At 61.8% G+C, this 24,245-nt stretch carries 26 protein-coding genes; 13 read left to right on the forward strand and 13 right to left on the reverse strand.

Features of this window, described 5'->3' with window-relative positions:
- The first annotated feature begins 22 nt into the window (after window positions 1–22).
- Window positions 23–1,393 (forward strand): class II 3-deoxy-7-phosphoheptulonate synthase, encoded by a 1,371-nt coding sequence (locus ACVC7O_RS11515; protein WP_458322275.1) that lies wholly within the window; start codon window positions 23–25, stop codon window positions 1,391–1,393.
- A 136-nt stretch (window positions 1,394–1,529) separates the two neighbouring features.
- On the opposite strand, the gene ACVC7O_RS11520 is transcribed toward ACVC7O_RS11515, so the two are convergent.
- Window positions 1,530–2,201 (reverse strand): PAS domain-containing protein, encoded by a 672-nt coding sequence (locus tag ACVC7O_RS11520; RefSeq protein ID WP_458322276.1) that lies wholly within the window; start codon window positions 2,199–2,201, stop codon window positions 1,530–1,532.
- A 297-nt stretch (window positions 2,202–2,498) separates the two neighbouring features.
- On the opposite strand from ACVC7O_RS11520, the gene ACVC7O_RS11525 reads away from it, so the two are divergent.
- The 11 genes from ACVC7O_RS11525 to phoB all read left to right on the forward strand — a co-directional run bounded on the left by ACVC7O_RS11525 (window position 2,499) and on the right by phoB (window position 13,262).
- Window positions 2,499–3,389, forward strand: coding sequence for a YicC/YloC family endoribonuclease (locus tag ACVC7O_RS11525; RefSeq protein ID WP_458322277.1), 891 nt, complete (start codon window positions 2,499–2,501; stop codon window positions 3,387–3,389).
- 3 nt (window positions 3,390–3,392) lie between these two features.
- Window positions 3,393–4,037 carry a guanylate kinase gene (gmk, locus tag ACVC7O_RS11530; RefSeq protein WP_458322278.1) on the forward strand — a complete coding sequence of 215 codons (645 nt, stop codon included), beginning with the start codon at window positions 3,393–3,395 and terminating at the stop codon, window positions 4,035–4,037.
- The gene (locus ACVC7O_RS11535) at window positions 4,034–4,561 is read left to right on the forward strand and encodes a gamma carbonic anhydrase family protein (RefSeq protein ID WP_458322279.1); all 528 of its coding nucleotides are present in this window, start codon (window positions 4,034–4,036) and stop codon (window positions 4,559–4,561) included. Before gmk ends, ACVC7O_RS11535 begins: the two co-directional genes overlap by 4 nt.
- A gap of 1 nt (window position 4,562) precedes the next feature.
- Entirely contained in the window at window positions 4,563–5,750 is a 1,188-nt protein-coding gene (locus ACVC7O_RS11540) for a trans-sulfuration enzyme family protein (RefSeq protein ID WP_458322280.1), read from the forward strand.
- A 15-nt stretch (window positions 5,751–5,765) separates the two neighbouring features.
- Window positions 5,766–6,827 (forward strand): sensor histidine kinase, encoded by a 1,062-nt coding sequence (locus ACVC7O_RS11545; protein ID WP_458322281.1) that lies wholly within the window; start codon window positions 5,766–5,768, stop codon window positions 6,825–6,827.
- Between the two features lie 222 nt (window positions 6,828–7,049).
- Complete coding sequence (locus ACVC7O_RS11550; RefSeq protein WP_458322282.1) at window positions 7,050–8,090, forward strand: substrate-binding domain-containing protein; 1,041 nt, start codon at window positions 7,050–7,052, stop codon at window positions 8,088–8,090.
- Window positions 8,091–8,192: 102 nt separating this feature from the next.
- Complete coding sequence (pstC, locus tag ACVC7O_RS11555; RefSeq protein ID WP_458322283.1) at window positions 8,193–9,665, forward strand: phosphate ABC transporter permease subunit PstC; 1,473 nt, start codon at window positions 8,193–8,195, stop codon at window positions 9,663–9,665.
- Complete coding sequence (pstA, locus tag ACVC7O_RS11560; protein WP_458322284.1) at window positions 9,662–11,017, forward strand: phosphate ABC transporter permease PstA; 1,356 nt, start codon at window positions 9,662–9,664, stop codon at window positions 11,015–11,017. The genes pstC and pstA overlap by 4 nt, the downstream gene beginning before the upstream one ends.
- A gap of 40 nt (window positions 11,018–11,057) precedes the next feature.
- Window positions 11,058–11,855: a phosphate ABC transporter ATP-binding protein PstB gene (gene pstB, locus ACVC7O_RS11565; protein ID WP_458322285.1), complete on the forward strand. Its 798-nt coding sequence runs from the start codon at window positions 11,058–11,060 to the stop codon at window positions 11,853–11,855.
- Window positions 11,856–11,859: 4 nt separating this feature from the next.
- Window positions 11,860–12,570 carry a phosphate signaling complex protein PhoU gene (gene phoU / locus ACVC7O_RS11570; RefSeq protein WP_458322286.1) on the forward strand — a complete coding sequence of 237 codons (711 nt, stop codon included), beginning with the start codon at window positions 11,860–11,862 and terminating at the stop codon, window positions 12,568–12,570.
- A gap of 2 nt (window positions 12,571–12,572) precedes the next feature.
- Entirely contained in the window at window positions 12,573–13,262 is a 690-nt protein-coding gene (phoB, locus tag ACVC7O_RS11575) for a phosphate regulon transcriptional regulator PhoB (RefSeq protein ID WP_458322287.1), read from the forward strand.
- A 5-nt stretch (window positions 13,263–13,267) separates the two neighbouring features.
- Here phoB and ACVC7O_RS11580 read toward each other — a convergent pair whose 3' ends face one another.
- The 10 genes from ACVC7O_RS11580 to ACVC7O_RS11625 all read right to left on the reverse strand — a co-directional run bounded on the left by ACVC7O_RS11580 (window position 13,268) and on the right by ACVC7O_RS11625 (window position 21,519).
- Window positions 13,268–14,104 (reverse strand): 3-keto-5-aminohexanoate cleavage protein, encoded by an 837-nt coding sequence (locus tag ACVC7O_RS11580; protein WP_458322288.1) that lies wholly within the window; start codon window positions 14,102–14,104, stop codon window positions 13,268–13,270.
- Window positions 14,097–14,669 carry a protocatechuate 3,4-dioxygenase subunit alpha gene (pcaG, locus tag ACVC7O_RS11585; protein ID WP_458322289.1) on the reverse strand — a complete coding sequence of 191 codons (573 nt, stop codon included), beginning with the start codon at window positions 14,667–14,669 and terminating at the stop codon, window positions 14,097–14,099. Before pcaG ends, ACVC7O_RS11580 begins: the two co-directional genes overlap by 8 nt.
- On the reverse strand, window positions 14,669–15,388 hold the full coding sequence (pcaH, locus tag ACVC7O_RS11590) for a protocatechuate 3,4-dioxygenase subunit beta (protein ID WP_458326083.1): 720 nt from the start codon (window positions 15,386–15,388) through the stop codon (window positions 14,669–14,671). The genes pcaG and pcaH overlap by 1 nt, the downstream gene beginning before the upstream one ends.
- 8 nt (window positions 15,389–15,396) lie before the next feature.
- Window positions 15,397–15,777: a 4-carboxymuconolactone decarboxylase gene (gene pcaC, locus ACVC7O_RS11595; protein WP_458322290.1), complete on the reverse strand. Its 381-nt coding sequence runs from the start codon at window positions 15,775–15,777 to the stop codon at window positions 15,397–15,399.
- Between the two features lie 208 nt (window positions 15,778–15,985).
- Window positions 15,986–16,693 carry a fumarylacetoacetate hydrolase family protein gene (locus tag ACVC7O_RS11600; protein WP_458322291.1) on the reverse strand — a complete coding sequence of 236 codons (708 nt, stop codon included), beginning with the start codon at window positions 16,691–16,693 and terminating at the stop codon, window positions 15,986–15,988.
- Between the two features lie 76 nt (window positions 16,694–16,769).
- Window positions 16,770–17,810, reverse strand: a complete 1,041-nt coding sequence (locus tag ACVC7O_RS11605) for an Ldh family oxidoreductase (RefSeq protein ID WP_458322292.1) — start codon at window positions 17,808–17,810, stop codon at window positions 16,770–16,772.
- Window positions 17,811–17,832: 22 nt separating this feature from the next.
- Window positions 17,833–18,696: an ABC transporter permease gene (locus ACVC7O_RS11610; protein ID WP_458322293.1), complete on the reverse strand. Its 864-nt coding sequence runs from the start codon at window positions 18,694–18,696 to the stop codon at window positions 17,833–17,835.
- Window positions 18,693–19,502 carry an ABC transporter ATP-binding protein gene (locus ACVC7O_RS11615; protein ID WP_458322294.1) on the reverse strand — a complete coding sequence of 270 codons (810 nt, stop codon included), beginning with the start codon at window positions 19,500–19,502 and terminating at the stop codon, window positions 18,693–18,695. The genes ACVC7O_RS11610 and ACVC7O_RS11615 overlap by 4 nt, the downstream gene beginning before the upstream one ends.
- Entirely contained in the window at window positions 19,502–20,527 is a 1,026-nt protein-coding gene (locus ACVC7O_RS11620) for an ABC transporter substrate-binding protein (protein WP_458322295.1), read from the reverse strand. The genes ACVC7O_RS11615 and ACVC7O_RS11620 overlap by 1 nt, the downstream gene beginning before the upstream one ends.
- Before the next feature lie 65 nt (window positions 20,528–20,592).
- Complete coding sequence (locus tag ACVC7O_RS11625; protein WP_458322296.1) at window positions 20,593–21,519, reverse strand: fumarylacetoacetate hydrolase family protein; 927 nt, start codon at window positions 21,517–21,519, stop codon at window positions 20,593–20,595.
- 183 nt (window positions 21,520–21,702) lie between these two features.
- Here ACVC7O_RS11625 and ACVC7O_RS11630 point away from each other — a divergent pair, with 183 nt between their 5' ends.
- Window positions 21,703–22,371, forward strand: coding sequence for a FadR/GntR family transcriptional regulator (locus ACVC7O_RS11630; RefSeq protein ID WP_458322297.1), 669 nt, complete (start codon window positions 21,703–21,705; stop codon window positions 22,369–22,371).
- A gap of 15 nt (window positions 22,372–22,386) precedes the next feature.
- Here the strand turns inward: ACVC7O_RS11630 and ACVC7O_RS11635 are convergent, their stop codons facing one another.
- Both ACVC7O_RS11635 and ACVC7O_RS11640 read right to left on the reverse strand, forming a co-directional pair.
- A complete protein-coding gene (locus ACVC7O_RS11635; protein WP_458322298.1) occupies window positions 22,387–23,667 on the reverse strand; it encodes a TRAP transporter large permease in 1,281 nt (426 codons plus the stop codon).
- The gene (locus tag ACVC7O_RS11640; protein ID WP_458322299.1) at window positions 23,667–24,209 is read right to left on the reverse strand and encodes a TRAP transporter small permease; all 543 of its coding nucleotides are present in this window, start codon (window positions 24,207–24,209) and stop codon (window positions 23,667–23,669) included. Before ACVC7O_RS11640 ends, ACVC7O_RS11635 begins: the two co-directional genes overlap by 1 nt.
- Between the last annotated feature and the right edge of the window lie 36 nt (window positions 24,210–24,245).

Below are 24,245 nucleotides of genomic sequence, written 5' to 3' on the forward strand. Positions count from 1 at the left end.
AGCCCAACCCGGAGTTGAGATGATGACCGAATGGAGCAAATCGAGCTGGCGCGCCAAACCGCGGATCCAGATGCCGGACTATCCGGATCAGGCTGCCTTGGAAGCTGTGGAAGGCCAACTCGCACGATTTCCGCTCCTCGTATTTGCCGGTGAAGCGCGGCGGCTGAAAAAGCACCTCGCAGCGGCGGGGCGTGGCGAGGCGTTCCTGCTCCAGGGCGGCGACTGTGCGGAGAGTTTCGATCAGTTCAGCTCGGACGCGATCCGCGACACGTTCAAGGTGATGCTGCAGATGGCCATCGTGCTGACCCACGGGGCCAAGGTGCCGGTGATCAAGGTCGGCCGCATGGCGGGCCAGTTCGCCAAGCCGCGCTCCGCGCCGACCGAGACGGTGGAGGGTGTGGAGCTGCCGAGCTACCGTGGTGACATCATCAATGAGCTCGACTTCACCGCTGCGGCCCGCATTCCGGACCCAGAGAAGATGCTGCGTGCCTACACCCAAGCAGCGGCGACGCTGAACCTTATCCGCGCGTTCTCAACCGGCGGCTATGCAGATGTGCATCAGGTGCACGCCTGGACGCTGGGCTTCACAGAGAGCGAGAAGGTCGAGCGTTACCGCGAGATTGCCAACCGCATCTCCGACACGCTGGACTTCATGACTGCGGCGGGCGTGAACGGCGACACGGCCCATACGCTGAAATCGGTCGAGTTCTACACCAGCCATGAATCGCTACTGCTGGAGTACGAAGAGGCGCTGACGCGCGTTGACAGCACCACCGGCAAATGGCTTGCAGGCTCGGGTCACATGATCTGGATCGGCGACCGCACGCGGCAGCCGGACGGTGCGCATGTGGAGTTTGCCCGTGGCGTGCAGAACCCGATTGGCCTGAAAGCTGGTCCGTCGATGACCTCGGACGATCTGAAGCTGCTCATGTCCAAGCTGAACCCCGAGAACGAGGAAGGGCGTCTGACCCTGATCGCGCGCTTTGGCGCCGGATCGGTGGGCGAGCATCTGCCGCGGCTGATCAAGACCGTGCGCGAGGAAGGCGCGAATGTGACCTGGGTGTGCGATGCGATGCATGGCAACACGATCAAGTCCTCGACCGGCTACAAGACGCGGCCCTTCGATGCCGTGCTGCGCGAGGTGCGCGAGTTCTTCGCGGTGCATGCCGCCGAGGGCACCGTGCCGGGGGGCGTGCATTTCGAGATGACCGGGCAAGACGTGACCGAGTGCACCGGAGGTGTCCGCGCCGTCAGCGACGAAGACCTGTCAGATCGCTACCATACCGCCTGCGACCCGCGCCTGAACGCGAGCCAATCACTGGAGCTCGCGTTCCTTGTGGCTGATGAGCTCTCGAACCGCCGGGACGCGCATAAGACCCAGGCCACCGGCTAGGATCGAACCTGATCGCACAGCGCAAACCCGTCCGAACCTTCGGGCGGGTTTTTCGTTGGCATGAAACAGAAGAAAACCACCCGCACATTCTGCGCGAGCGGTTATCCAGATCAAAGGATTTGGTACTGAAAAGCGATCAGTCGTCGGATTTGACGAGCCGCAGGTAAGGAGCGTGGCGCCGTGGCGTCTCTGACCGGAACGGCGCCTGCGGTTCGCGGAAAGCCTGCTCTGGCGTCTTGGCCGCCGCTTGCGGGGCAGGCTGAGGTGCATCTGTCTTGATGGCTGGCGGGAAAGCCGCGTCCGCTACGATCGGACGCAGGGACGACCGCGTGATATCAAACCGGCGCGGGCTGCGGCCCATATCGCCCACCGAGATCAGCGCACCGAGAATACGGCTCACATCGCCCAAATCGCTCTTCAGCGGCATCAGGACCATGCGCGCGTCGAGCGGAGGCAGGCTTCCGCTCTGTTCGGAATGCAACTCCAGCGACGAAATCGCCGGTGTCTCGAAGACCTCTTCGAGAATATCGCTCAACTGACGCCGCGACGACGGGGTGATGAAGGAGGTCAGTGGCATACCCCGCACCTCCATACCCATCAGATCGCTCAGATGACTGCCCGCGATCCGCAGCCGGGCGATGCCAGGCGCGATTCTTTCGACGATGAAGGAATACTCCAGCGCCTGTTCGATCCCACGCGGGTCGATCTCCGACCGGTTCGGCATCACACGATTGCCGCGCAAGGCTTCCCAATAGGCCTCAAGCTGCGCGAGCGGTGCAAAACCGTTCTTTGAAACATGTTGCGTCATACGAAATACATTGTGCGTGTTTTGGCCGCCGTTGTCCATCGCCCACCCCTTTTCCAAATGCGGTGCTCGCGTTCTTAACTTATCAACATCGCAGCGCCGCCTTTACGGTATACCACGGCGCCGAACTGGTTACTGGAGTATTAATACCAGCAATTTTCCACAAATGCCTCGATATCTTTATATTTGGTTAACTCTCGGGCACTTGGCGCGGCATCGGCAAGGCGGCGCTCGGGGGTTGCCCTGACCCTCGAAATCGCCATAAGGCTGGCACAACGGACCGCCGAAAGGGCACAGCATATGATCCGCTCCATGACCGGTTTTGCCTCTGCCAGCGGCAGTTTGCCTCCCCATGCGTGGGACTGGGAGCTGCGCGCCGTCAACGGCAAGGGGCTGGATCTGCGCCTCCGGGTGCCGGACTGGATCGACGGGCTGGAGGCGGGTCTGCGCAAACTGCTGAGCGCGGATGTCAAGCGTGGGAACCTGACGCTGTCGTTGCGGATGACGCGAGAGGAACAGGCAGGCGCCCTGCAGATCAACGAGGCACAGCTCTCCTCGGTGCTCGAGGCCATGGCTCTGATCGAGACGCGGGCCGCTGATGCGGGGCTCAGCCTAACACCGTCCACATCGGCAGATATCGTCGCGCTGCGCGGGGTGCTCGAGCAGGCGACAACCGAAGATGAGACCGCGCCGCTTGCCGCCGCCCTGATGACGGAGGCCGCAACCCTGCTGGCCGATTTCAACGCCATGCGCGTGAGTGAAGGGGCGGCGCTGCAAAAGGTGTTGTTGAGCCAGCTTGATGAGATCGCCGCACTGACAGGTGATGCCGCCCGACTGGCGGAGGCCCGGGGGGCCACACTCGCCGACACGCTCAAGCGCAACCTCGCCAAGGTGATAGACAACACAGACGCCGCTGATCCGGACCGCGTCGCGCAGGAACTCGCTCTCATCGCGGTGAAATCCGATGTGACCGAGGAGATCGACCGGCTGTCGGCCCATGTGGATGCTGCGCGCGACCTGATCGGGCAGGGTGGGCCAGTGGGCCGCAAGCTCGACTTCCTGATGCAGGAGTTCAACCGCGAAGCCAACACGCTCTGCGCCAAGGCCCAGAACACCGAGTTGACCCGCTGTGGCCTGGCCCTGAAGACGGTGATCGACCAGATGCGCGAGCAAGTCCAGAATGTGGAGTAAGCCATGACCGCGCCGCGACGAGGCCTCTTGATCATTCTCAGCTCGCCCTCCGGGGCGGGCAAGTCCACGCTGGCGCGGCGGCTGCGGGACTGGGACCCGGAGATCGAGTTCTCGATCTCAGCCACCACGCGCCCGGCGCGGCCCGGCGAGGTGGACGGACGTGAGTATCATTTTGTCGATGAGGCGGCGTTCAAGGCCCAGGTCGCCGCCGGCGCCATGCTGGAGCACGCGCATGTGTTCGGCAACTTCTACGGCTCGCCCAAACCGCCGGTCCAGGCGGCCATCGATGAGGGGCGCGACGTGCTCTTTGACATCGACTGGCAGGGCGCGCAGCAGATCACCAACTCGGTGCTGGGGCCGCACACGCTGTCGATCTTCCTGCTGCCGCCATCGATCCGCGAGCTGCGACAGCGGCTCGAGAAACGCGGCCAGGACGATGCCGCGACCATCGCGCGGCGAATGGAGAAGAGCTGGGACGAGATCAGCCATTGGGGCGCTTATGACTTCGTGATCGTGAACGACGATCTGGATCAGACTGAAGCGCAGTTGAAGACGATCATCTCCGCCACGCGGTTGCGCCGCAGCCAGCAGCCGCAGCTGACCGACCATGTGCGCCGCCTGCAATCGGAATTCGAGGAGCTGTCATGACGCTTTATGCCCTGGGCGATCATCGCCCCCACCTGCATGCCGATACCTGGGTGGCGCCGGATGCCAACCTTGTGGGCCAGGTGGTACTGGAAGAAGGCGCCTCGGTCTGGTTCGGCACGACCATCCGCGCGGATCATGAGGAGATCCGTGTGGGCAAGGGCTCTAACGTGCAGGAGAACTGCGTCTTTCACATCGATGCGGGCTACCCGCTCCGCATCGGCGAGAATTGCACCATCGGGCACAAAGTCATGCTGCATGGCTGTACCATTGGCGACAACTCCCTGATCGGCATGGGCGCGACCGTGCTGAACGGCGCCCAGATCGGCAAGAACTGCCTGATCGGGGCAGGGGCGCTGATCACCGAGAACAAGGTGATTCCGGATGGCAGCCTGGTCATGGGCGTGCCGGGCAAGTTGGTTCGTGAACTGGATGCCGAGGCAATCCAGGGCCTGACACTAAGCGCGCTGCACTATCAAGAGAACATGCGCCGGTTCCGGGACGACCTGCGCTCCATCGAGGCCTGAGATGAAGAACGAGACCGGAACCCTCATTCGCCCCGACGCGCTGCCCGAGAGTGCCAGCCGCCCGGTGGTCACACCGCTGAGCCCCTCGGTGGTCTATGCCTCCGACACTCCCGATATGCTTGATCAGCAATATGACGGCGATCTGCAGGGCTACACCTATGCGCGGGAAGGGCACCCCAACGCCGATGTGGTCGCAAAGCGCATCGACCGGCTGGAGAATGCACCGCATATGGGCGTGGTCACCGCGTCTGGCATGGGCGCGGTCTCGGCGGTGCTGCTGGGACTGACCAAAGCCGGCGACCATGTGATCGGCGGCAACCAGCTCTACGGGCGCTCGCTGCGGATGATGAGCGACGACCTGCCACGGCTGGGCATCGCCACGACACTGGTGGACCCCGGTGATGTGGAGGCAATGCGCGCCGCGCTGCGCCCCGAGACGCGGATGATCCTGATCGAAGTGGTCTCGAACCCGACGCTGCGCGTTGCCGATCTGGAAGGGCTCGCGGCGCTCTGTAAGGAGGCGGGCGTGTTGCTGGTGGTCGATAACACCTTCACCACGCCACGTGCGATCCGGCCGTTTGACTGGGGTGCGGATATCGTGATCCACTCGCTGACCAAGCTTCTCTCCGGACATTCGGACGTGATGCTGGGCTATGTGGCGGCGCGCGATGCCGCGCTGAACGACCGCCTGCGCGTCTTCACCGTGACAGCCGGGATGAACCCCAGCCCCTTCGATTGCTGGCTCGCCGAACGGGGCCTTTTGTCCTTCGATCTGCGCTATGACCGCACTCAAGCCACCGCCGCGCAGCTGGCCGATTCGCTCTCAGAGCTGCCGGGCGTGACCCGCGTCATCTATCCCGGGCGCGCCGATCACCCAGACCACGCACGGGCGCGCACCCTGCTGGGCGGCCAGTTCTGCAACATGGTCAGCTTTGAGCTGGATGGTGACCGGGCGACCGCGAACGCCTTCACGCGCGCAGCCGATGGGCTGAGTTTTGCGCCAACGCTAGGCGATGTGGGCACCACCCTCTCACATCCCGCGTCGTCATCTCATCGCGCGCTGACGGCAGAGAAACGGGCCGCACTCGGCATGTCAGAGGGGTTCTTCCGAGTCTCCGTCGGCCTGGAAGACTCGGACGCGCTCTGCACCATCTTCCGCGATGCCGTCACCACGGCCACCCAGAGCTAGCGGAGGTCTGCGCGGATGAGCCAGGCCCTGTCCGACATTCTGGATGCGGTGCCGCTGCCTGCGCTGCTGATCGACGGGAGCGAGCGCATCGTCGGAGCCAATGAGGAAGCGCGCGCGCTGGTCGGGCAGGGGATCGAAGGGCGCAACTTCGTCACTATGCTGCGGCAGCCCGCGCTCATTGACGCCGTCGAGGCCGTGCTGCGCGACAGCCGCCCGCGGGTCGCACAATATCTGGCGAACGACGGTGTGCAGGACACGACCTTTCAGGTGACGGCGCGTGTCGTCGCTGACCAGCGCGTGATCCTGCTGTGCTTTCTCGATGTCACCCACGTGGAGCAGGCCGGGCAGATGCGCCGCGATTTTGTCGCCAATGTGAGCCACGAGCTGCGCACACCGCTCACGGCGCTGATGGGGTTCATCGAAACGCTGCGCGGCCCTGCGCGCGATGACGCGGGTGCGCGCGACCGGTTTCTCGATATCATGGAAGGCGAGGCGGGGCGCATGAACCGGCTGGTGGGTGACCTCCTGTCGCTCAGCCGCGTGGAGGGCGACGAGCGCGTCAGACCGCGCGATCAGGTCAACCTGATCGACCTTCTCTCGTCGGTGCTGCGCACCCTGAAGCAACTGGCGTCAGATGCTGGCGTCACCTTTGAAGAGGACTTCGGCGACACGCCTGTGGAGCTCACCGGCGACCCCGACCAGCTCATGCAGGTCTTCACGAACCTTGTTGAAAACGCGATCAAGTACGGCGCCGCGGGCGGTCGCGTGACGGTACGGATCGCGCGGTCGGATCGCGACCCCGCTCTGCGCGCGCCCGGCGTTCGCGTGCATGTGATCGACTATGGCCCAGGCATCGATACGATCCACCTGCCGCGGCTCACCGAACGGTTCTACCGCGCGGACAGCCATCGCAGCCGTGCCCTGGGTGGCACGGGCCTCGGGCTTGCCATCGTCAAGCACATCATCAATCGCCATCGCGGTCGCCTGAAAATAGAGAGCGCGCTGGGACAGGGCGCGCAGTTCACCGTCGTCCTGCCACTACAGATCACCGCAGCGGGAAGCGACTCGCGGTCATAATCGGCGGTCAGCTCTCTGAAATTGCGCGATTCAATCAGAGCGCGAATGACTGATTCATCTATATTTTCCCGCCAGTTACACACCCCCCGGATCCGCCGTGCAGACCGTCATAAAACTGTTACGTAACTGTCACAAAAGCATTGTCTGAGACCCGTATCTCACGGCCTCAAGGTCGCCAGGGGGGCGATCAGATTCGAAAAACGAACAATGACAGGAGATATCATGTCGTTTGCAAAACTCACCACGTCCGCGCTGGCGCTTGCAGCCATGTCTGCCACAACAGCCGTTGCGCGTGATCAGGTGCAAGTCGCCGGGTCTTCCACGGTGCTGCCCTACGCTTCCATCGTAGCCGAAGCGTTTGGCGAAAATTTTGAATTTCCGACGCCGGTCATCGAGTCCGGTGGCTCCTCCGCTGGCCTGAAACGCTTCTGCCAAGGCGTTGGCACCGAGCATACTGACATTGCGAACGCGTCGCGCGCAATTCGTGAAAAAGAAATCGCCGCCTGCGCCGAGAACGGCGTGACCGATATCATCGAGGTCCGCATCGGCTATGACGGGATCGTCTTCGCAAGCCAGCTGGACGGCCCGGAGTACACGGCGTTCACACAGTCCGACATCTTCAACGCCCTGGCACCGAAAGTGATGGTTGACGGCGAGCTGGTCGACAATCCCTACAACAAGTGGTCCGACTTCAACGCGGATCTGCCCGACTCGGAAATCCTCGCCTTCATCCCCGGCACCAAGCACGGCACCCGCGAAGTCTTCGAGGAGAAGGTGATCGCAGCGGGCTGTGAAGCGACAGGCGCCATGGAAGCGATGATCGCAGGCGGCATGTCTGAGGACGATGCGGAAGACGCATGCCTCGAAGTACGCACAGACGGCAAATCCGTGGACATCGATGGTGACTACACCGAGACACTGGCCTCCATCGACGCGAACTCCAACGCGATCGGCGTGTTCGGTCTGGCTTTCTATGAGAACAACACCGACAAGCTGAAAGTGGCGACAATGGCTGGCATTGAGCCGACCACAGCGACGATTGCTGCGGGGGAATACCCCGTGTCGCGCCCGCTCTTCTTCTACATCAAGAAGGCGCATATCGGTGTGATCCCGGGCCTTAAGGAGTTTGCCGAGTTCTTCGTCTCTGACGAGATCGCAGGACCCGACGGCCCGCTTGCGGCCTATGGCCTCGTCTCCGACCCGGAGCTGACCGGCACGCAAGACGCAGTGTCCGGCGAGAAGGTCATGGGCGGCGGCAGCTGATCCAATCCCAACGGGATATCTGAAAACCGGTGAGCGGCGACAATCGCCGCTCACCCCACAGCGTGACACAAGAACCGTCACACCAGGGCTTTTGGGGGACATATGCCGTTACTTTGGCTTACCGTCATCGTGATTGTGCTGTCGGCCGCGGGCTATGTCCTCGGCCGCCAACGTGCGCTTGCGAGCGCCGAAGGCGATAATCGCGACCTGCACTCGCTTCCAATCTACTATGGCATGAACGCCTTTATGAAGGCGGTTGTCCCGGCGCTGGGACTGATGGTGCTGTGGCTGCTGGCACAGCCACTGGTGATCGAAAATCGGATCGCGGACATGATCCCTCCGTCGGAAACCGCCAATGACGCAAACCTGGGCCTGGTGATGGCCGAGGTCCGGCGCACCGCCGAAGGTCTGGACAATGCGGTTGCCAGTGGCTTCATCGACGAAGACACAGCGAGCAATGCGCGGGCTGACTTCACCGATATGACAACCCGCCTCAAGGATGCAGGCCAGGTTGTCACCAACCAGATTACCCAACCGGTGCTGCGCGCGGCGCAGGAATACCGCCAGATGAGCGCAAGCTCGAACACCGTCATGACCGTCGTTGTCCTGATCGTCGCGCTGCTGGGTGCGGCCTGGGGTGTGATGCAGAGCGGGCGGGATTTCCGCGCGCGCAACGTGGTCGAGCAGGGCATTCTGGTCATCCTGATGGCGGCGGCTTCGGTGGCGATTCTGACGACCATCGGCATCATCCTGTCGCTCATCTTCAATACAGTAGAGTTCTTCCGGCTTTATCCGGCAGCTGAATTCTTCACTCTTCTAGAGTGGGCGCCTAGCTTCTCGGGTCGTGGCGGTGCCTCCAGCCTTGGGATCCTGCCGCTGCTCTGGGGCACAATCTACATTTCTATCGTCGCCCTGATCGTCGCGGTGCCCATCGGGCTCTTCTCGGCGATCTATCTCTCGGAATACGCGACCCCACGGGTCCGGGGGATTGCCAAGCCCATGCTTGAAATCCTCGCGGGCATCCCGACCATCGTCTACGGCCTCTTCGCTCTGCTAACGATCGGGCCCATGCTGGTCAGCGTGTTCGGCCGCGACGGCCTGGGCTGGATGGGTGGCGGGCGATCGGTGATGACCGCGGGCATCGCCATGGGCATCATGCTGATCCCCTTCGTGAGCTCGCTGTCCGATGACATCATCAACGCGGTGCCGCAATCGCTGCGCGATGGCTCCTACGGGCTGGGCGCGACGCGGTCCGAGACCATCAAGCAGGTGGTGCTGCCTGCGGCGTTGCCGGGGATCGTCGGTGCGATCCTGCTGGCCGCCAGCCGCGCCATCGGCGAGACGATGATCGTGGTGCTGGGGGCAGGGGCGGCAGCCCGGCTCTCGCTCAACCCCTTCGAGGCGATGACCACGGTGACCGCCAAGATCGTGTCGCAGCTGACCGGCGACAGTGACTTTGCCTCCCCCGAGGCGCTCGTGGCCTTTGCACTGGGGATCACCCTCTTTGTCCTGACCCTCGGGTTGAACGTCTTCGCGCTTTACATCGTGCGCAAGTACAGGGAGCAGTACGAATGACCGAAGCCAGCATGCCGACCACCCCTGATGCAGCCCCGCGCAGCTCTCTGACGACAGAAGATGCGCGCACAAAGAAGCGCAAGGCCGCCGAGACCCGGTTCCGCATGTACGGCATCGCGGGCATCGCGACGGGCATCTTCTTCCTGATCGTTCTGCTTGTCTCCATCGTGGCGAGCGGGACGGGCGCCTTCCAGCAGACCTTCATCAATGTCTCGGTCTATCTGGACCCGGAAAAGCTGGACAAGAACGGCAATCGCAACCCCGCTGATATCGCGAAGGTTTCGACCTTTGGCTACACGCCGCTGATCCAGGAAGCGCTACTGAAGCAGGTTCAGGACAACGGCATTGAGACGCCACTGGAAGACCGCGGGGACATGAAGGCTATGATCTCCGCCTCGGCAGCCGCCCAGGTGCGGGATGTGGTTCTGCATAGCCCGGACATGATTGGCGAAACGGTGGAGTTCCGCATCCTCGCCTCCAGCCGCGTGGACGGCTATCTCAAGGACCGTGTAAAGCGCGAGGATGTGGCCCGCGACAAGAACATCGATGCCGAACACCTCGACCTTGTGGATGCGCTTGTTCCGCTGGGCATCGTGCAGAAGACCTTCAACATGGACTTCATCACCGGGGCCGATGCCTCCGAGAGCCGGGCGGAGGCCGCGGGCATCGGTGTGTCGATGATCGGGTCGTTCTTCATGATGCTTGTCGTGCTAGTTTTGGCCTTGCCCATCGGTGTGGCTGCCTCGATCTATCTGGAGGAATTCGCGCCTAAGAACCGGCTGACCGATCTGATCGAGGTGAATATCGCGAACCTTGCAGCGGTGCCCTCGATTGTCTTCGGAATCTTGGGCCTCGCGGTCTTCATTCAGTTCATGCACCTGCCGCAATCTGCTCCGCTGGTGGGCGGCATGGTGCTGACCCTGATGACGCTGCCGACGATTATCATCTCGACCCGCGCTTCGCTGAAGGCGGTGCCGCCCTCGATCCGCGATGCGGCGCTGGGTGTTGGTGCCTCCAAGATGCAGTCGGTCTTTCACCACGTGCTGCCGCTGGCCGCACCCGGTATCCTGACCGGCACCATCATCGGCCTCGCCCAAGCGCTGGGGGAAACCGCGCCGCTGCTCCTGATCGGCATGGTCGGCTTCATCGCTTCGAACGCGCCAGACAGCATTGCCAGCGGTCTGCTCGACCCGAATTCAGCCATGCCCGCGCAGATCTACGAGTGGGCCAAGCGGGCCGACCCCGCCTATTACGAACGAGCCTGGGGTGGTATCATCATCCTGCTCTTGTTCCTGATCACCATGAACACCATCGCCGTGATCCTGCGTCGCCGCTTTGAGCGGCGCTGGTAAGAGGTTGCTTTGAGCGGCGCTGGTAAAGGGAGACAGCCCAATGAATGACATGAGAATACTGGAGAGAGACGTGGACGCCAACGCCATCAAAATCGCCGCCCGCGCGGTTCAGGTCTACTATGGCGACACCCACGCGATCAAAGATGTGGATGTGGACATTCAGGACAAGACCGTGACCGCGTTCATCGGGCCATCGGGTTGTGGCAAGTCGACCTTCCTGCGCTGTCTCAACCGGATGAACGACACCATCGACGTCTGCCGCGTCGAAGGCGATATCCACATCGACGGCGAGGACATTTATGACAAGCGCGTCGACCCGGTCCAGCTGCGCGCCAAGGTGGGCATGGTGTTCCAGAAGCCCAACCCTTTCCCCAAGTCGATCTACGACAACGTCGCCTACGGGCCCAAGATCCATGGTCTGGCCAAGAACAAGGCGGAGCTTGACGATATCGTCGAACGGGCCCTGCGCCGGGGTGCGATCTGGGACGAGGTGAAAGACCGCCTGCAGGCACCTGGCACCGGCCTCTCCGGCGGCCAGCAACAGCGGCTGTGCATCGCCCGCGCGGTGGCGACCGAGCCCGAAGTGCTGCTTATGGACGAGCCCTGCTCGGCGCTCGACCCGATTGCCACCGCTCAGGTCGAAGAGTTGATCGATGAGCTGCGCCAGAACTATTCGGTTGTGATCGTCACCCACTCCATGCAGCAAGCCGCGCGCGTGAGCCAGAAAACGGCGTTCTTCCACCTTGGCAACCTCGTGGAGTATGGTGAGACGGGCACGATCTTCACCAACCCCGAAGACCCGCGCACCGAGAGTTACATCACCGGTCGGATTGGATAAAAACATGCAAGATCAACACATTGCTTCTGCCTTCGACCGCGATCTGGAGGCCATTCAGGCTCAGATCATGAAAATGGGCGGCCTCGTCGAAGCCGCGATCCGCGACGGCGCGCAATCGCTCGACACGCGCGATGAGGACCTGGCGGAGAAAGTTCGCAGGGGCGACAAGGCCATCGATGATCTCGAAGAGATGATCAACGAAGAAGCCGCACGCGTCATTGCTTTGCGCGCGCCCACCGCGCGGGATCTGCGTCTGATCCTGAGCGTCATCAAGATCAGCGCCAATCTTGAACGGATCGGCGACTATGCCAAGAACATGGCCAAGCGCACCGGTGTTCTCTCGCAGATGGCGCCGGTCGATGACAGCAGTGCCGCGCTGCGGCGCATGTCGCGCGAGGTCGAGCGGATGCTGAAAGACGCACTCGATGCCTATATCCAGCGGGACGCAGAATGGGCGCTCGAAGTGATCCACCGCGATCATGAGGTGGACCAGATGTACAACGCGCTCTTCCGCGAATTCCTGACCTTTATGATGGAAGACCCGCGCAACATCACCGCCTGCATGCATTTGCATTTCATCGCGAAAAACATCGAGCGCATGGGCGACCACGTGACGTCGATTGCCGAACAGGTGGTCTATCTGGTCACCGGCGAGCACCCGGAAGATGCGCGACCGAAGGCCGATAAAACATCGTTGGTAGCAGAAGGATCGTAACCATGTCCGCCGATCAACCCCGGGTTCTGGTGGTCGAGGATGAGCCCGCACAGCGCGAGGTTCTGGCCTACAATCTCGAGGCCGAGGGCTTTGCTGTCAGCCGCGCCGAAAACGGTGAAGAGGCGCTGATGCTGGTGGATGAGACCGCGCCAGATGTCATTGTGCTCGACTGGATGATGCCGAACCTCTCAGGCATCGAGGTCTGCCGCAGGCTGAAGATCAAATCAGAAACACGGGCCATCCCGATCATCATGCTCTCCGCGCGCTCCGAAGAGGTCGACCGCGTGCGCGGATTAGAGACGGGCGCCGACGACTATGTCATCAAGCCTTACTCAGTGATCGAGTTGATGGCGCGGGTCCGCAGCCAGCTGCGCCGCGTGCGCCCGGCGGCGGCGGGGGAACGGTTGGAGTATGAGGATATCGTGCTCGACTCCGTCAGCCACCGCGTGAACCGTGGATCCAGCGAGTTGAAGCTTGGGCCAACCGAGTTCCGCCTGCTTTCGACCTTTATGGAGAAGCCCGGGCGTGTCTTTTCGCGCGAACAGCTGCTCGACCGGGTCTGGGGGCGCGATATCTACGTCGATACGCGCACGGTGGACGTTCATATTGGCCGGTTGCGTAAGGCGCTCACGCAACACGGTGGGTCCGATCCGCTGCGCACTGTGCGCGGCGCAGGCTACGCGCTGGGGTAGGGGCCTCAGGCGGCCACAGACCGCAGCCCGAGCATGTCGCGCGCCTGCTGCCATGTGGCCACCGGCCGCTCGTATTTCTCACAGATCTCGGCCGCACGCGCGATCAGTGCGGCGTTCGATGGCGCGAGCGTCTCACGGTCCAGTCGCACGTTGTCTTCGAGGCCAGCACGCGTGTGCCCGCCCGCCGCGATGGCCCACTCATTGACCTCGATCTGCGCCGGACCGATCCCCGCAGCACACCAGAGCGCGTCCGGTGCGCGGGTCTTCATTGTCTCGACATAGAAGTCGAACACCTGCTTGTCCGCAGGCATCGCGTTCTTCACACCCATCACGAATTGCACGTAGAGCTGACCGTAGAGCACACCTGCGTCATGCATCCGGATGGCATGTAGAATATGTGACAAATCAAAGGCTTCAATCTCGGGCGTCACCTCGTAAGTCCGCATCTCGGCAGAGAGCCACGCGACGAGATCAGGCGGGTTCTCGTAGACCCGGGTGGGAAAGTTGTTCGATCCCACCGACAGCGAGGCCATATCCGGGCGCAGCGGCAACATCCCGCCCCGCTCCTCGCCAGCCCCCGACCGACCACCGGTCGAAAACTGAATAATCATGCCGGGGCAGTGTTTTTCGACACCTTCCTTCAAGCGCGCAAACTTCTCCGGATCGGAGGAGGGCGTTTCATCGGAGTTTCGCACATGCGCATGACAAATCGCTGCACCCGCCTCAAACGCCGCGTGGGTGCTTTCAATCTGCTCGGCGACGGAAATCGGCACCGCAGGGTTGGCGGCCTTCGTGGGCACGCTCCCAGTGATGGCAACACATAGGATACAGGGATCAGACATCGAAAAATACCGTTTCTTGAGGGCCTTGGAGATAGATATTAAAGCGATACCTCTGCTCTGTTTCCCGCTCGGCCATGAGTGTGGTGCGCCGCGACACGGGCACGACACGCGCCAGAACCTCATCGGCAGCCTGCGCCGCATCATCTTCAGGGAAATAGATGCGGGTATGCAGCGCGATATTGAGGCCACGCGCTGCGATCCAGAGCGTGATATGCGGCGCCATCGCAGCGGAAACGGAGCCGGGCTTGATCGTCTCGACCTGCCACTGGCCTGTCTCGGGATCCGTCGCAGTCCGACCCCAGCCCGTGAACCCGGATGGGTCCGCTCCGTATCGGCCACGCGCGTCGGCTTGCCAAACCTCGATCAGCGCATCAGTGAGCGGCGCACCGGCGCCATCATAGACCCTGCCTGAGATCGTGATCCGCGTGCTTTCCGTATCGTCATGCAGCATCCGGGCGCCCAGGTCTTCGGGGTAAACGCCCGCCAGCCCACAGGCGTTTGGCATGCAGCCGATATGCACATAGGGCCCGACGGTCTGAGACGCGGTCTCATGCAGCTCAGCCATCACATGCCCTCCGGTCGGTTCTCAAAGTAGCTCGCGTGCCGACCGCGCAGGACAATGTCAAAGCGGTACGCCCGCGCATCCATCGGCACCGTCGCGTCCATATCCAGCGGAGCAATCAACCGCTCGATCGCGCCACGATCCGGAACTGCGGCCACGATCGGGCAGCGCCAGATCAGCGGGTCGCCCTCGAAGTACATCTGGGTTACAAGACGTTGCGCAAAGCTTTGACCAAAAACAGAAAAATGGATGTGCGCCGGGCGCCAGTCATTCGCGCCATTGGGCCAGGGGTAGGGGCCTGGCAGAACCGTTCGGAAACGGTACGAGCCGTCCGCGTTCGTGATCACGCGCCCGCAGCCTCCGAAGTTTGGATCGAGCGGCGCGAGGTAGCCTTCTTTCTTGTGTCGATAGCGTCCGCCCGCATTGGCCTGCCATACCTCGAGCAACGCACCCGCAACGCCGCGACCCGTTTCATCCTGAACCCGGCCATGCACGATGATGCGCGGACCAATCGCCATTTCGCTCGGCGCCGCGAAGTTGACGATCAGATCATCGTCCAAAGGGCCGAGGATATCCCTGTGAAACACCGGGCCGGTCTCTTCGCTGACCGTGCTCGGCATGGAGAGTTTCGGTTGGCTCGGCGCGCGCGTTCGGCTGGATTTGTAGTCCGGCGTCCGAGCTGATGGCTGACGGCTCCAGTCCCGTGGCAGGAAACCTCCCATCGGTTCGCTCACGGCTCGACCGCCATGTCCGCAAAGGTTTGCTTCGCGAGCTTCAGCGCATGATTGGCTCTCGGAACACCGGCATAGATCGCAACGTGCTGAAATGTCTCGACAATATCCTGTTGGCTCGCACCGGTATTGGCCGTGGCACGAATGTGTATCGGGATTTCATCGAAATTACCAGTCGCCGCGAGAAGCGCCAGCGTCAGCATGGAGCGCTCACGCAAGCTGATCGCTTCAGACGCCCAGACCGTGCCCCAGGCGCTCTCAGTGATCAGGGCTTGAAACTGCGTATCGAGATCGGTCTTGGCGGCCTCGGCGCGATCAACATGCACATCGCCCAGCACTTTGCGGCGCATCTTCATGCCTGTCTCGTGTCGATTTGTCATTGGAGGCCTCATCCACCCAAAGTGTCGCGTCACTGCTTCATAGTAAGGGATCAGCTGGGTCAGATGGAAGACGCTAGTTTGCACCCAGCACCGCCAATATAGTCACATAATACTGATTATAAATATTATTTACGCTACAGCCGGGCGGTTTCTGAGACACGCCCGCTGCCCCACGTAGCGAACTAATTCAAAGACTTGGCGCCTCTCGTTACGTCACCGTCACCTTGAGATCGCCCACGCCCGCCACGTGCCCATGCAGCGCATCGCCCCTTTGCACCGGACCGACGCCCGCGGGCGTGCCGGTCAGGATCACATCGCCCGGCTGGAGCGTAAACAGTGTAGACAAGATCGAGATCATCTCGGGCGTCTTCCAGATCATCTGGTTGAGATCACCGGACTGACGCAAGTCGCCATTGATCTTCAGCCAGATGTCGCCCGCATCAGGATGGCCAACTTCCCAGACTGGCATGATCGGCCCAGCGGGTGCCGACATCTCAAAGGCCTTACCAATCTCCCAGGGCCGCCCCAGTTTCTTCATCTCCCCCTGCAGATCACGGCGCGTCATATCAAGCGATACGCCGTAGCCAAAGACGCAATCCAGAGCGTCCTCGACCGGGATGTCTTCACCACCGGACTTCAGAGCAACCAGAAGCTCGATCTCATGATGCACATCGTCGCTGGCCTTTGGATATGGGAACGTCGTCGCGTCGGGCACCAGATTGTCAGGGTTCTTCTGGAAGAAAAACGGCGGTTCCTTGTCTGGGTCATGCCCCATCTCGACCGCGTGCGCAGCATAGTTGCGGCCCACACAATAGACGCGGTGGACCGGGAAACGATCCGATGTGCCGCTGATCGACAGCGTCGCCTGCTCGGGCGGCGTAAAAGCATAGGCAATGGCTTGAGAGATCGAGTTCATTGGTTTGACATTCCTTCTTCACGTCGTCTGTTGGGATAAGGATCCGCCCGCGGCACGGCAAGACGTTGGTAGCCGTTCATGTGGCAAAAGGATCTGGGAGCCCGACGTCCGCCGCAAGCTGTTGCAGATCACGTTGCAGCGCCGGATTCAGATGCAGCCCTTCCGCGCGGCGCTTGGCGGCGGCGGCTGTTTTGCCATCCCCCGGCAAGCGCACCGGATCGTGACCTGGAAGTGGCTCGGATGCGCGCATTTCGCCGAACACCCGGGCCGCGGCCGTCGCAAAGGCGTCGGGGGTCAACCCGAACGCTCCGATATCGAGAGCCATGACGAACTGGCCGGTATTGGTTTCGCTCGTTGTGTCGGATGTGAATTCCACGACATCCGATCCGAACGCTGCACCGTTCAGAACACCAGCCAGGAGGCCGATGGCCACCGACAGGCCGAACCCCTTCGGGCCGCCGATCGGAAGCAGGAAGCCATCGGACCGTTTGGTGGGATCAGTCAGAGGCGCGCCATCGCGGCCCACCATCCAGCCTTCGGGCATCAATTCACCTCGTTGAGCAAGAGTTTTGATCTTGCCCATCGCCGCCACGGTTGTCGCCATATCTAGGACGAACGGGTCGGCATCGGCACTGGGCGCAGAAATGGCGAACGGGTTCGTGCCGAGCAACAGGTCGGATCCGCCATAGGGCGGCACGTGATTGGCGCTGCCCACAGCAGATGCTATCCCGATCAGACCAGCTTCGGCCTGCGGACGGACATAGAGTGCCAGTGGGCCTGCATGGTTGCCTCGACGCACACCGATCCAGCCAATTCCGGCCCCCCTCGCCTTTTCCATCGCCAGATCGCGCGCGGCGGACATCGCGAGATGTCCAAGCCCGTTGTCACCATCAATCAGCGCTGTTGCGGCGGTCTCCGTGATGACCTCGATCCGCGCCGTGGGGTTACAACCGCCATCACGGAGCCGCGCGAGATACTGGCGAAGGCGAAAGACACCGTGGGTGCCATAGCCGTAGACATCCGCCTCGACCATAAGAGACGCGACTTTCCGGGCGTCTTCAGCGGGGACACCTTGTGTCGCGAGGGCGCTGGCGACGAAATCCGTAAGATTCGACACCTGAAGTTTTCGCAGCTCCAGGTTAGCCATCGAAGCGCGCACCGACACTGTCGCGTTGCCAGAAGACGATCTTGCGCTGTGCGAAGGTCACCAGAGCATAGAGCCCGAGCCCCAAGAGGCTGAGATACAAGATCAGGGAGAAGACGCGCGGCGTGTTCAATTGCGAGGCCGCGACCCGGATCAGCTCGCCGAACCCCTTGCCGCCACCGAGGAACTCGGCCGTGATGGCGCCAGCCATCACACCCACCGCCCCAATCTTGAGCCCAGTGAAAACCTGCGGCAAGGCCAAGGGCAGTTTCATCTTGATCAACGTCTGTGTCCGGCCCGCGCCCATGGTTTTGAACAACATGCGCGCGTTTTCATCTGCGGCATGCAAGCCCGCCGCCGTGCCGACAACAATCGGGAATGTGGCGATAAACGCGGCCAGTGCGACCTTCGATTCAATACCGAACCCCAGCCAGGCCACAAAGAGTGGCGCAAAGGCCACTTTCGGCATCGTGTCGAGTGCGACGAGATAGGGCATGATCGCCCGCTCGCCAAAAGCGGTTTCCCCCACCAGGATGCCAAGTGAAAATCCCAGAAACATCGCCAGGGCAAACCCGTAGATCACCTCCTTCGTGGTGATCCACAGCGCGGGCAACATGTAGTCACCGGTCAAGAGGTTCTTGCCGACGAAGACCATGTCGTTGAAAGTCTCCAGCGGCGTCGGCAGCACAATGCTGGAGACAAGGTCAAGGCTGGTCGCCAGCTGCCACAACAGCACAAAGACGATGAACACAAAGGCCATCAGAATACTGCGGGGAATGCGGTCGAGCAGCGGCACCTCCTCGACCCAGACGGTGTCCTCCGCCCCCTGCCCCATATCACGTGCGCTGACATCGGTCATAGGTCTGCTCCCTTGTCCAAAAGACTGCGGATGTAGTCCACCAGCTCGCCAAATCTCGGCGTTGTCATCATGTCGAGCGTTCTGGGTCGCGGCAGGTCAATCTCCACGATCTCGGCCAAGCGCCCGGGGCGCGGTTTCATGACAAAGACCTGATCCGACAGGATCACCGCCTCCTGGATCGAGTGCGTCACGAGAAACGCGGTCGCGTGCTGCTCATTGCAGATGCGCTGCAGCTCCATGTTCATCGTGTCGCGTGACAACTCGTCCAGCGCGCTGAAGGGTTCATCGAGCAGCAGGACAGCAGGCTCGGTGATGAGCATCCGGCAGATCGAGGCGCGCTGCGCCATCCCACCGGAAAGCTCGTTGGGGAACACGTCCTCAAAGCCTTTGAGCCCGACGATATCCAACAGCTCACGTGCTTGCTCTTTCGCCCTTTCGGCAGCGGCACGACCGTCCCGGATTTCGATGGGCAAGACGATGTTTTCGATCGTCGTACGCCAGGGAAAGAGCGTGGCCTGCTGGAACATCATGCCGATGTCGCGGCGTGTGCCGGTGACGGGCCGGTCCTGCAAGACCACACGCCCGCTCGTCGGCGGGATCAGCCCCGCCATGATCTTCAGAAGGGTGGATTTTCCGCAGCCACTGGAGCCGATCACCGAGGAAAAGCTGCCCTTGTGCAGGGTGATGCTCACATCCTCGAGGGCGACGACCATGTTGCGCGCATAGGTCTTGCACACATTGGTCAGCTCGTAGACGACCTCACCCGAGACGGGCACGGCGTCGATGCTGGCTGCGGATGCGTTCATTATTGCAGTGCCTCATTCGCCTTGGCGCTGAAGTCGTTGGTGAAGGCCGCGGAGAGATCATCAAGCGGTTCGGCAATCTCACCACCCGCAACGAGGCTCGCCTGCCACTCTTCCCAAACCTCGGCGGGCAGATATCCAAGGCCCTTGGACATATCGACCGGGATGGTCTTGGACCGCACCGCATCGAAGAGGGCTGACTGGAATTCGGCGTCTTCGCCTTCCTGCGGATTGCCCGCTTTCAGATGCGCAAGGACAGCCTCGCGGTTGGCGTCATCCAGGGCAAAGGCATGGCCCTTGGCGAAGGCGCGAATGAATTTCTCCACCAGTTCCGGCTCATTGCGGATCGTGTCGCCCATGGTTGCGAGGCCGTTGCCGAAGAACCGGGCAAACTCGGGCGGCGTGATGTCACGCACCGCCATGCCACGCTGGTTCAGGATCGCCGCATCGGCCGTGGATGAAGAATAGGCGTCCATCTCACCGCTGTTGAAGGCGACCGTGGCGGGGCCACCATCCCCGACCGTGAGGAATTCGAAGTCCTTGCCAGCGGTCAAGCCCTCGCCAGACATCACGTTTCGGGCGAAGCCAACCTCGGCACCGTCCGCGGTTCCGGTGCCGATCACTTTGCCCTTGAGCTCCTCCGGGCTCTGGATTTCAGAGTCTTCACGCACCACGATCCCGAAGTTGCTGCGCGCCGCCACGTTGTAGATGAAGACTGCGTCTACACCGCGTGACCGCGCCGCGATCACTGGCCCCGGGCCCGGACGGCCAAAGTGCGCCTGCCCCGCCGATAGGGCCTGCAGAACCGCGCCCGAGCCATTGATCGCCTCGACCGTGACGTTGAGACCTTCCTCCTCGAAGTAGCCTTCGCCTATGGCCACGAACACCGGGAAGGAGTTGATGGCCGAAGGGCTTGGCTGCACAAACGTGATGTCGCGCAGGTCTTGTGCAATGGCCTGGGTGGCGACGCTGCCAACGAAAGGCAAGGCCGCGACCAGGCCAGCAGTGACTAATCTTCTGGTAATCATGGTGTTTCTCCTCCGATTAAGACGTATGTTATGCGCCACACCTCTGCCGGGTGTGTTTCACCCCGCTACGCGAGGCGGACGGTATTTCTGAGCTGCCCGATTTTGGGGATGTCGCAGACAACGGTGTCGCCTGCTTTCAGAAACTGCGGTGGGTCCATCGCATAGCCGACGCCCGAGGGCGTGCCTGTGGCAAGGATGTCCCCCGGCTCCAGCGTCAGGCCTTCGGACAGCGAGGCGATCAGCGTCGGGATGTCGAAAATCATGTCCCGCGTCTGTCCGTCCTGTCGGACCTCGTCATTGACTGTCAGGCGGATCGTCAGATCCTGCGGATCGTCGATCTCATCCGCCGTGACGATCCAGGGGCCAATCGGGCACGAGCCATCAAGCCCCTTGCCCTTGAAGTACTGCCCGCCGTGCCGCCGCTGGACATCCCGCGCTGTGATGTCATTGAGGATCGTGTAGCCAAAGATGTGATCATAGGCGTCGGCCTTGGCAATGTTGCGCCCGGCTTTCCCGATCACGACCGCGAGTTCGACTTCATAGTCGATCGCTTCGGACAAGTCGGGAAAGAGCAAGACATCTCCCTCGTGCCCAACCACCGCTGTCGCCGGTTTGGTGAAATACACCGGATGGTCGGTCACACCGATCTTGGTCTTCTGGGCGCGTTCCCCTTCCGCGATATGCTCCGCATAGTTGCGCCCGACGCAAAAGACGTTCTTCCGAGGTTGCGGAATGGGGGCCAGAAAGGACGCCACCGAATTGGAGATGGCCGCCACGTGGTCTCCGCCGACCGCCTCATCGACAAGTTGCTGCAAGGCTGGCAAGACGCCCGAGTTCGCGTCGACAATCGCCTGCAGGCTGCCTGTGCGCAGAACCTCTCCGGCGGTGCCCGGCAGCTCACGTGCGGCCTTGGCAATGTCCAACCTTTTTCCATCGCCCAAGAGCGCGACGGCCACCGGCCCCTCAGCTGTCGAAACAGTTGCAAGTCTCATCCAAATCCCCCCCACTGCCAACGGCCATGCGTAATCGGAGAACGGATCGGTTGATCAGAGCAGTCGCTCCGACGGACCAAACGCGTCCCAGGGTAACGTTTCAAGGCAGTTTGCTGTTGACCTAAAGTAAAACGTGGTTTGATGATATTTCAATCAACCAATTGACCAATTGGGCGGGACGAGATGGAACAGACAGCTGATCTGGCGGAACGGCTCCGTGAGATGATCATCACCGAGAAGTATGCGTTCAGTGATCGGCTGCCGCCGGAACGCGCGCTCTGTCGAGACTTTGATGTGACCCGTCACCAGTTGCGCACGGCCCTGATTTCTCTGGAGGAACGCGGGCTAATCTGGCGACATGTTGGGCGCGGGACGTTTGTGGGCCCACGCCCGGTTTTCAACCTCAAAGAGGTCGCCTATTTGAGCGAACTGGTCTCACCGAGGCAGATGGTGGCCGTGCGCAATTCGATTGAACCCGAACTGGCGCGCCTCGCGGCAGAGAACGCAAAGAAGTCGGATCTGGAGCAGATCCGGGAATGCGCCCTGCGGTGTACGCAGGCCGATGATTGGCGCGGCTATGAAGCGGGTGACACCGACCTGCATCACGCCATTGCTCGGGCGGCGCACAACAAGCTGTATCTCTATTTCTTCGAGACGTTGAACGTCGTGCGGCGTGGCATGGTCTGGAAGCAGACCAGAACCACCCGCGGCCCGGCGAAGGATTACTGCAGCTTCGCGCAGCACGAGCGCATCGTCGCAGCTATCGAAAGCGGCGATGCGGAAGGGGCCAGAACCGCCATGCAGGCGCATCTGAAGTCGGTCTACGGGCGGCTGTTCCCCGATATGCAGTGACCCTCGCCCGTCCGGTCAGTTGTAGAAGTAATCCACGAGGAACAGCGGGATCGACGGGATATAGGTGCACATCAACAGCACGGTCAGCAGAACCGCGATGAAGTAGATGTTCACCTTGGTCACATCCCAGATATTGGCGCGCGCCACCGCACAGGCCGTGATCAGAACGCTGGCGACAGGCGGCGTCTGCTGGCCAATGGCGAGATTGAGCGTGACGACCAATCCGAAGTGGATCGGGTTGATCCCCACCGCATCGATCAGCGGGATGACGATGGGCACCACGAGGATGATGGCTGCTGCGGAGTGCAGGAAGAAGCCGATGATCAGGAAGAAGAAGTTCAGGATCAGCAGGATCAGCCATTTGTTCTCAGTCAGGCTGAGAATGCCTGCGGCCAACTCCTGCGGGTATTGCGCGCGGGTCAGGAAACCACCCATCACGACGGAGGCAGCCACCAGCAGCATGACAACTGCTGTCTGCATCCCGCCGTCGAGCATGGACCTCTGCAAGTGCCGCAGATCGACCTGACGGTACCAAAGGCTGATCACGATGGCAGCCAGCACGGCGAGACCGGCCGCTTCCGTTGCAGTGACGTAGCCACCGAAGATGCCGCCCAAGATGATCACCGGTAAGGCGAAGGTGGGCAGCGCGTCGACAAAGGCGACCCAGAGCCGGCGCCCGGAGAAGGCCTCTTCGCGCGGCAGATCGTAGCGGCGCGCGAAGTAGTAGGCGACGCCCATCAGGCCTGCCGCGCCCATCAACCCCGGGACCACGCCGGCAACGAACAGCTGTTCCACCGAGACGTTGGCCGACGTCGCATAAAGGATCATAGGGATCGATGGCGGGATGATGATCGCCAGGGAAGCCGATGATGATGTCACAGCCGCCGACAAGGCGCCGGAATAGCCACGCTTTTTCATCTGCGGGATCATGACCGAGCCCATTGCCGCGACATCGGCCACCGCTGAGCCGGAGATCTCAGCGAAAAAGAGCGAAACACCTATGTTCACATGCGCAAGCCCGCCGCGAATAAACCCGATGAGGGCTGCGACGAAGTTGATCAGCCGGTCGGTGATGCCGCCGGCATTCATGATCGCACCGGCCAGCACGAACATGGGGATCGCGATCAGTGAGAACTTCGTGGCACCGCCATACATGTCCAGCGCCACGTTCACCAGCGACCCGGTCCCCTCAAGTACCAGCAAACCGCCAATGGCGGAGACCGCAAGCGCGACGCCAATGGGCACGTTCAGGCAGATCATTCCGACCATCGCGATGAAGATACCGAGCATCAGCATCAGGCGTTCCCCGCTTTCTTCATTTCGGATTCGACCTCTTCCTCGATCTCCGCATGTTCCAGCGAGACACCGCGCGCGGTATTGCGCCAGTAGTCGGGCAGGCTGAGCGCTTGGCAGATTAGAAAGAGCACCGCGCCAATCGGGATGACCGATTGGGTGAAACTCACGGGCACCCATGTCAGGGATACCAGTGACATGCCGCCGAGGATGGTCAGCACAACGTACCCGGCCCAGGCCAACAAGATGAAGAACCCCGCCGTGATCGCCTCGGCCAGAGCAACTGCCCACATCCGTGTCGGCATCGGGATCGACAAGAGCACGCTGTCAAACCCGATGTGGCGCCGGCGGAGCGCGGCCAGTGCGGAGCCGTAGTAGGTGATCCACGCCAGCAGGATCGCAGCCACCTCATCGTACCAGGCGAGGCTGGAGCCCACGAGCCGGTAGATGACCGCAACGACCACGACGACCGTCAGCACAACCATCAGGAAGATAACGAAGTACTCGAGGACAATCTCAAAGAACCTCTGCAGTGACTTGAACATGACTCTCCCCGCCGGGCCATGCGCCCGGTGCTAAGC

The organism is Roseobacter cerffii (genome assembly GCF_054226325.1).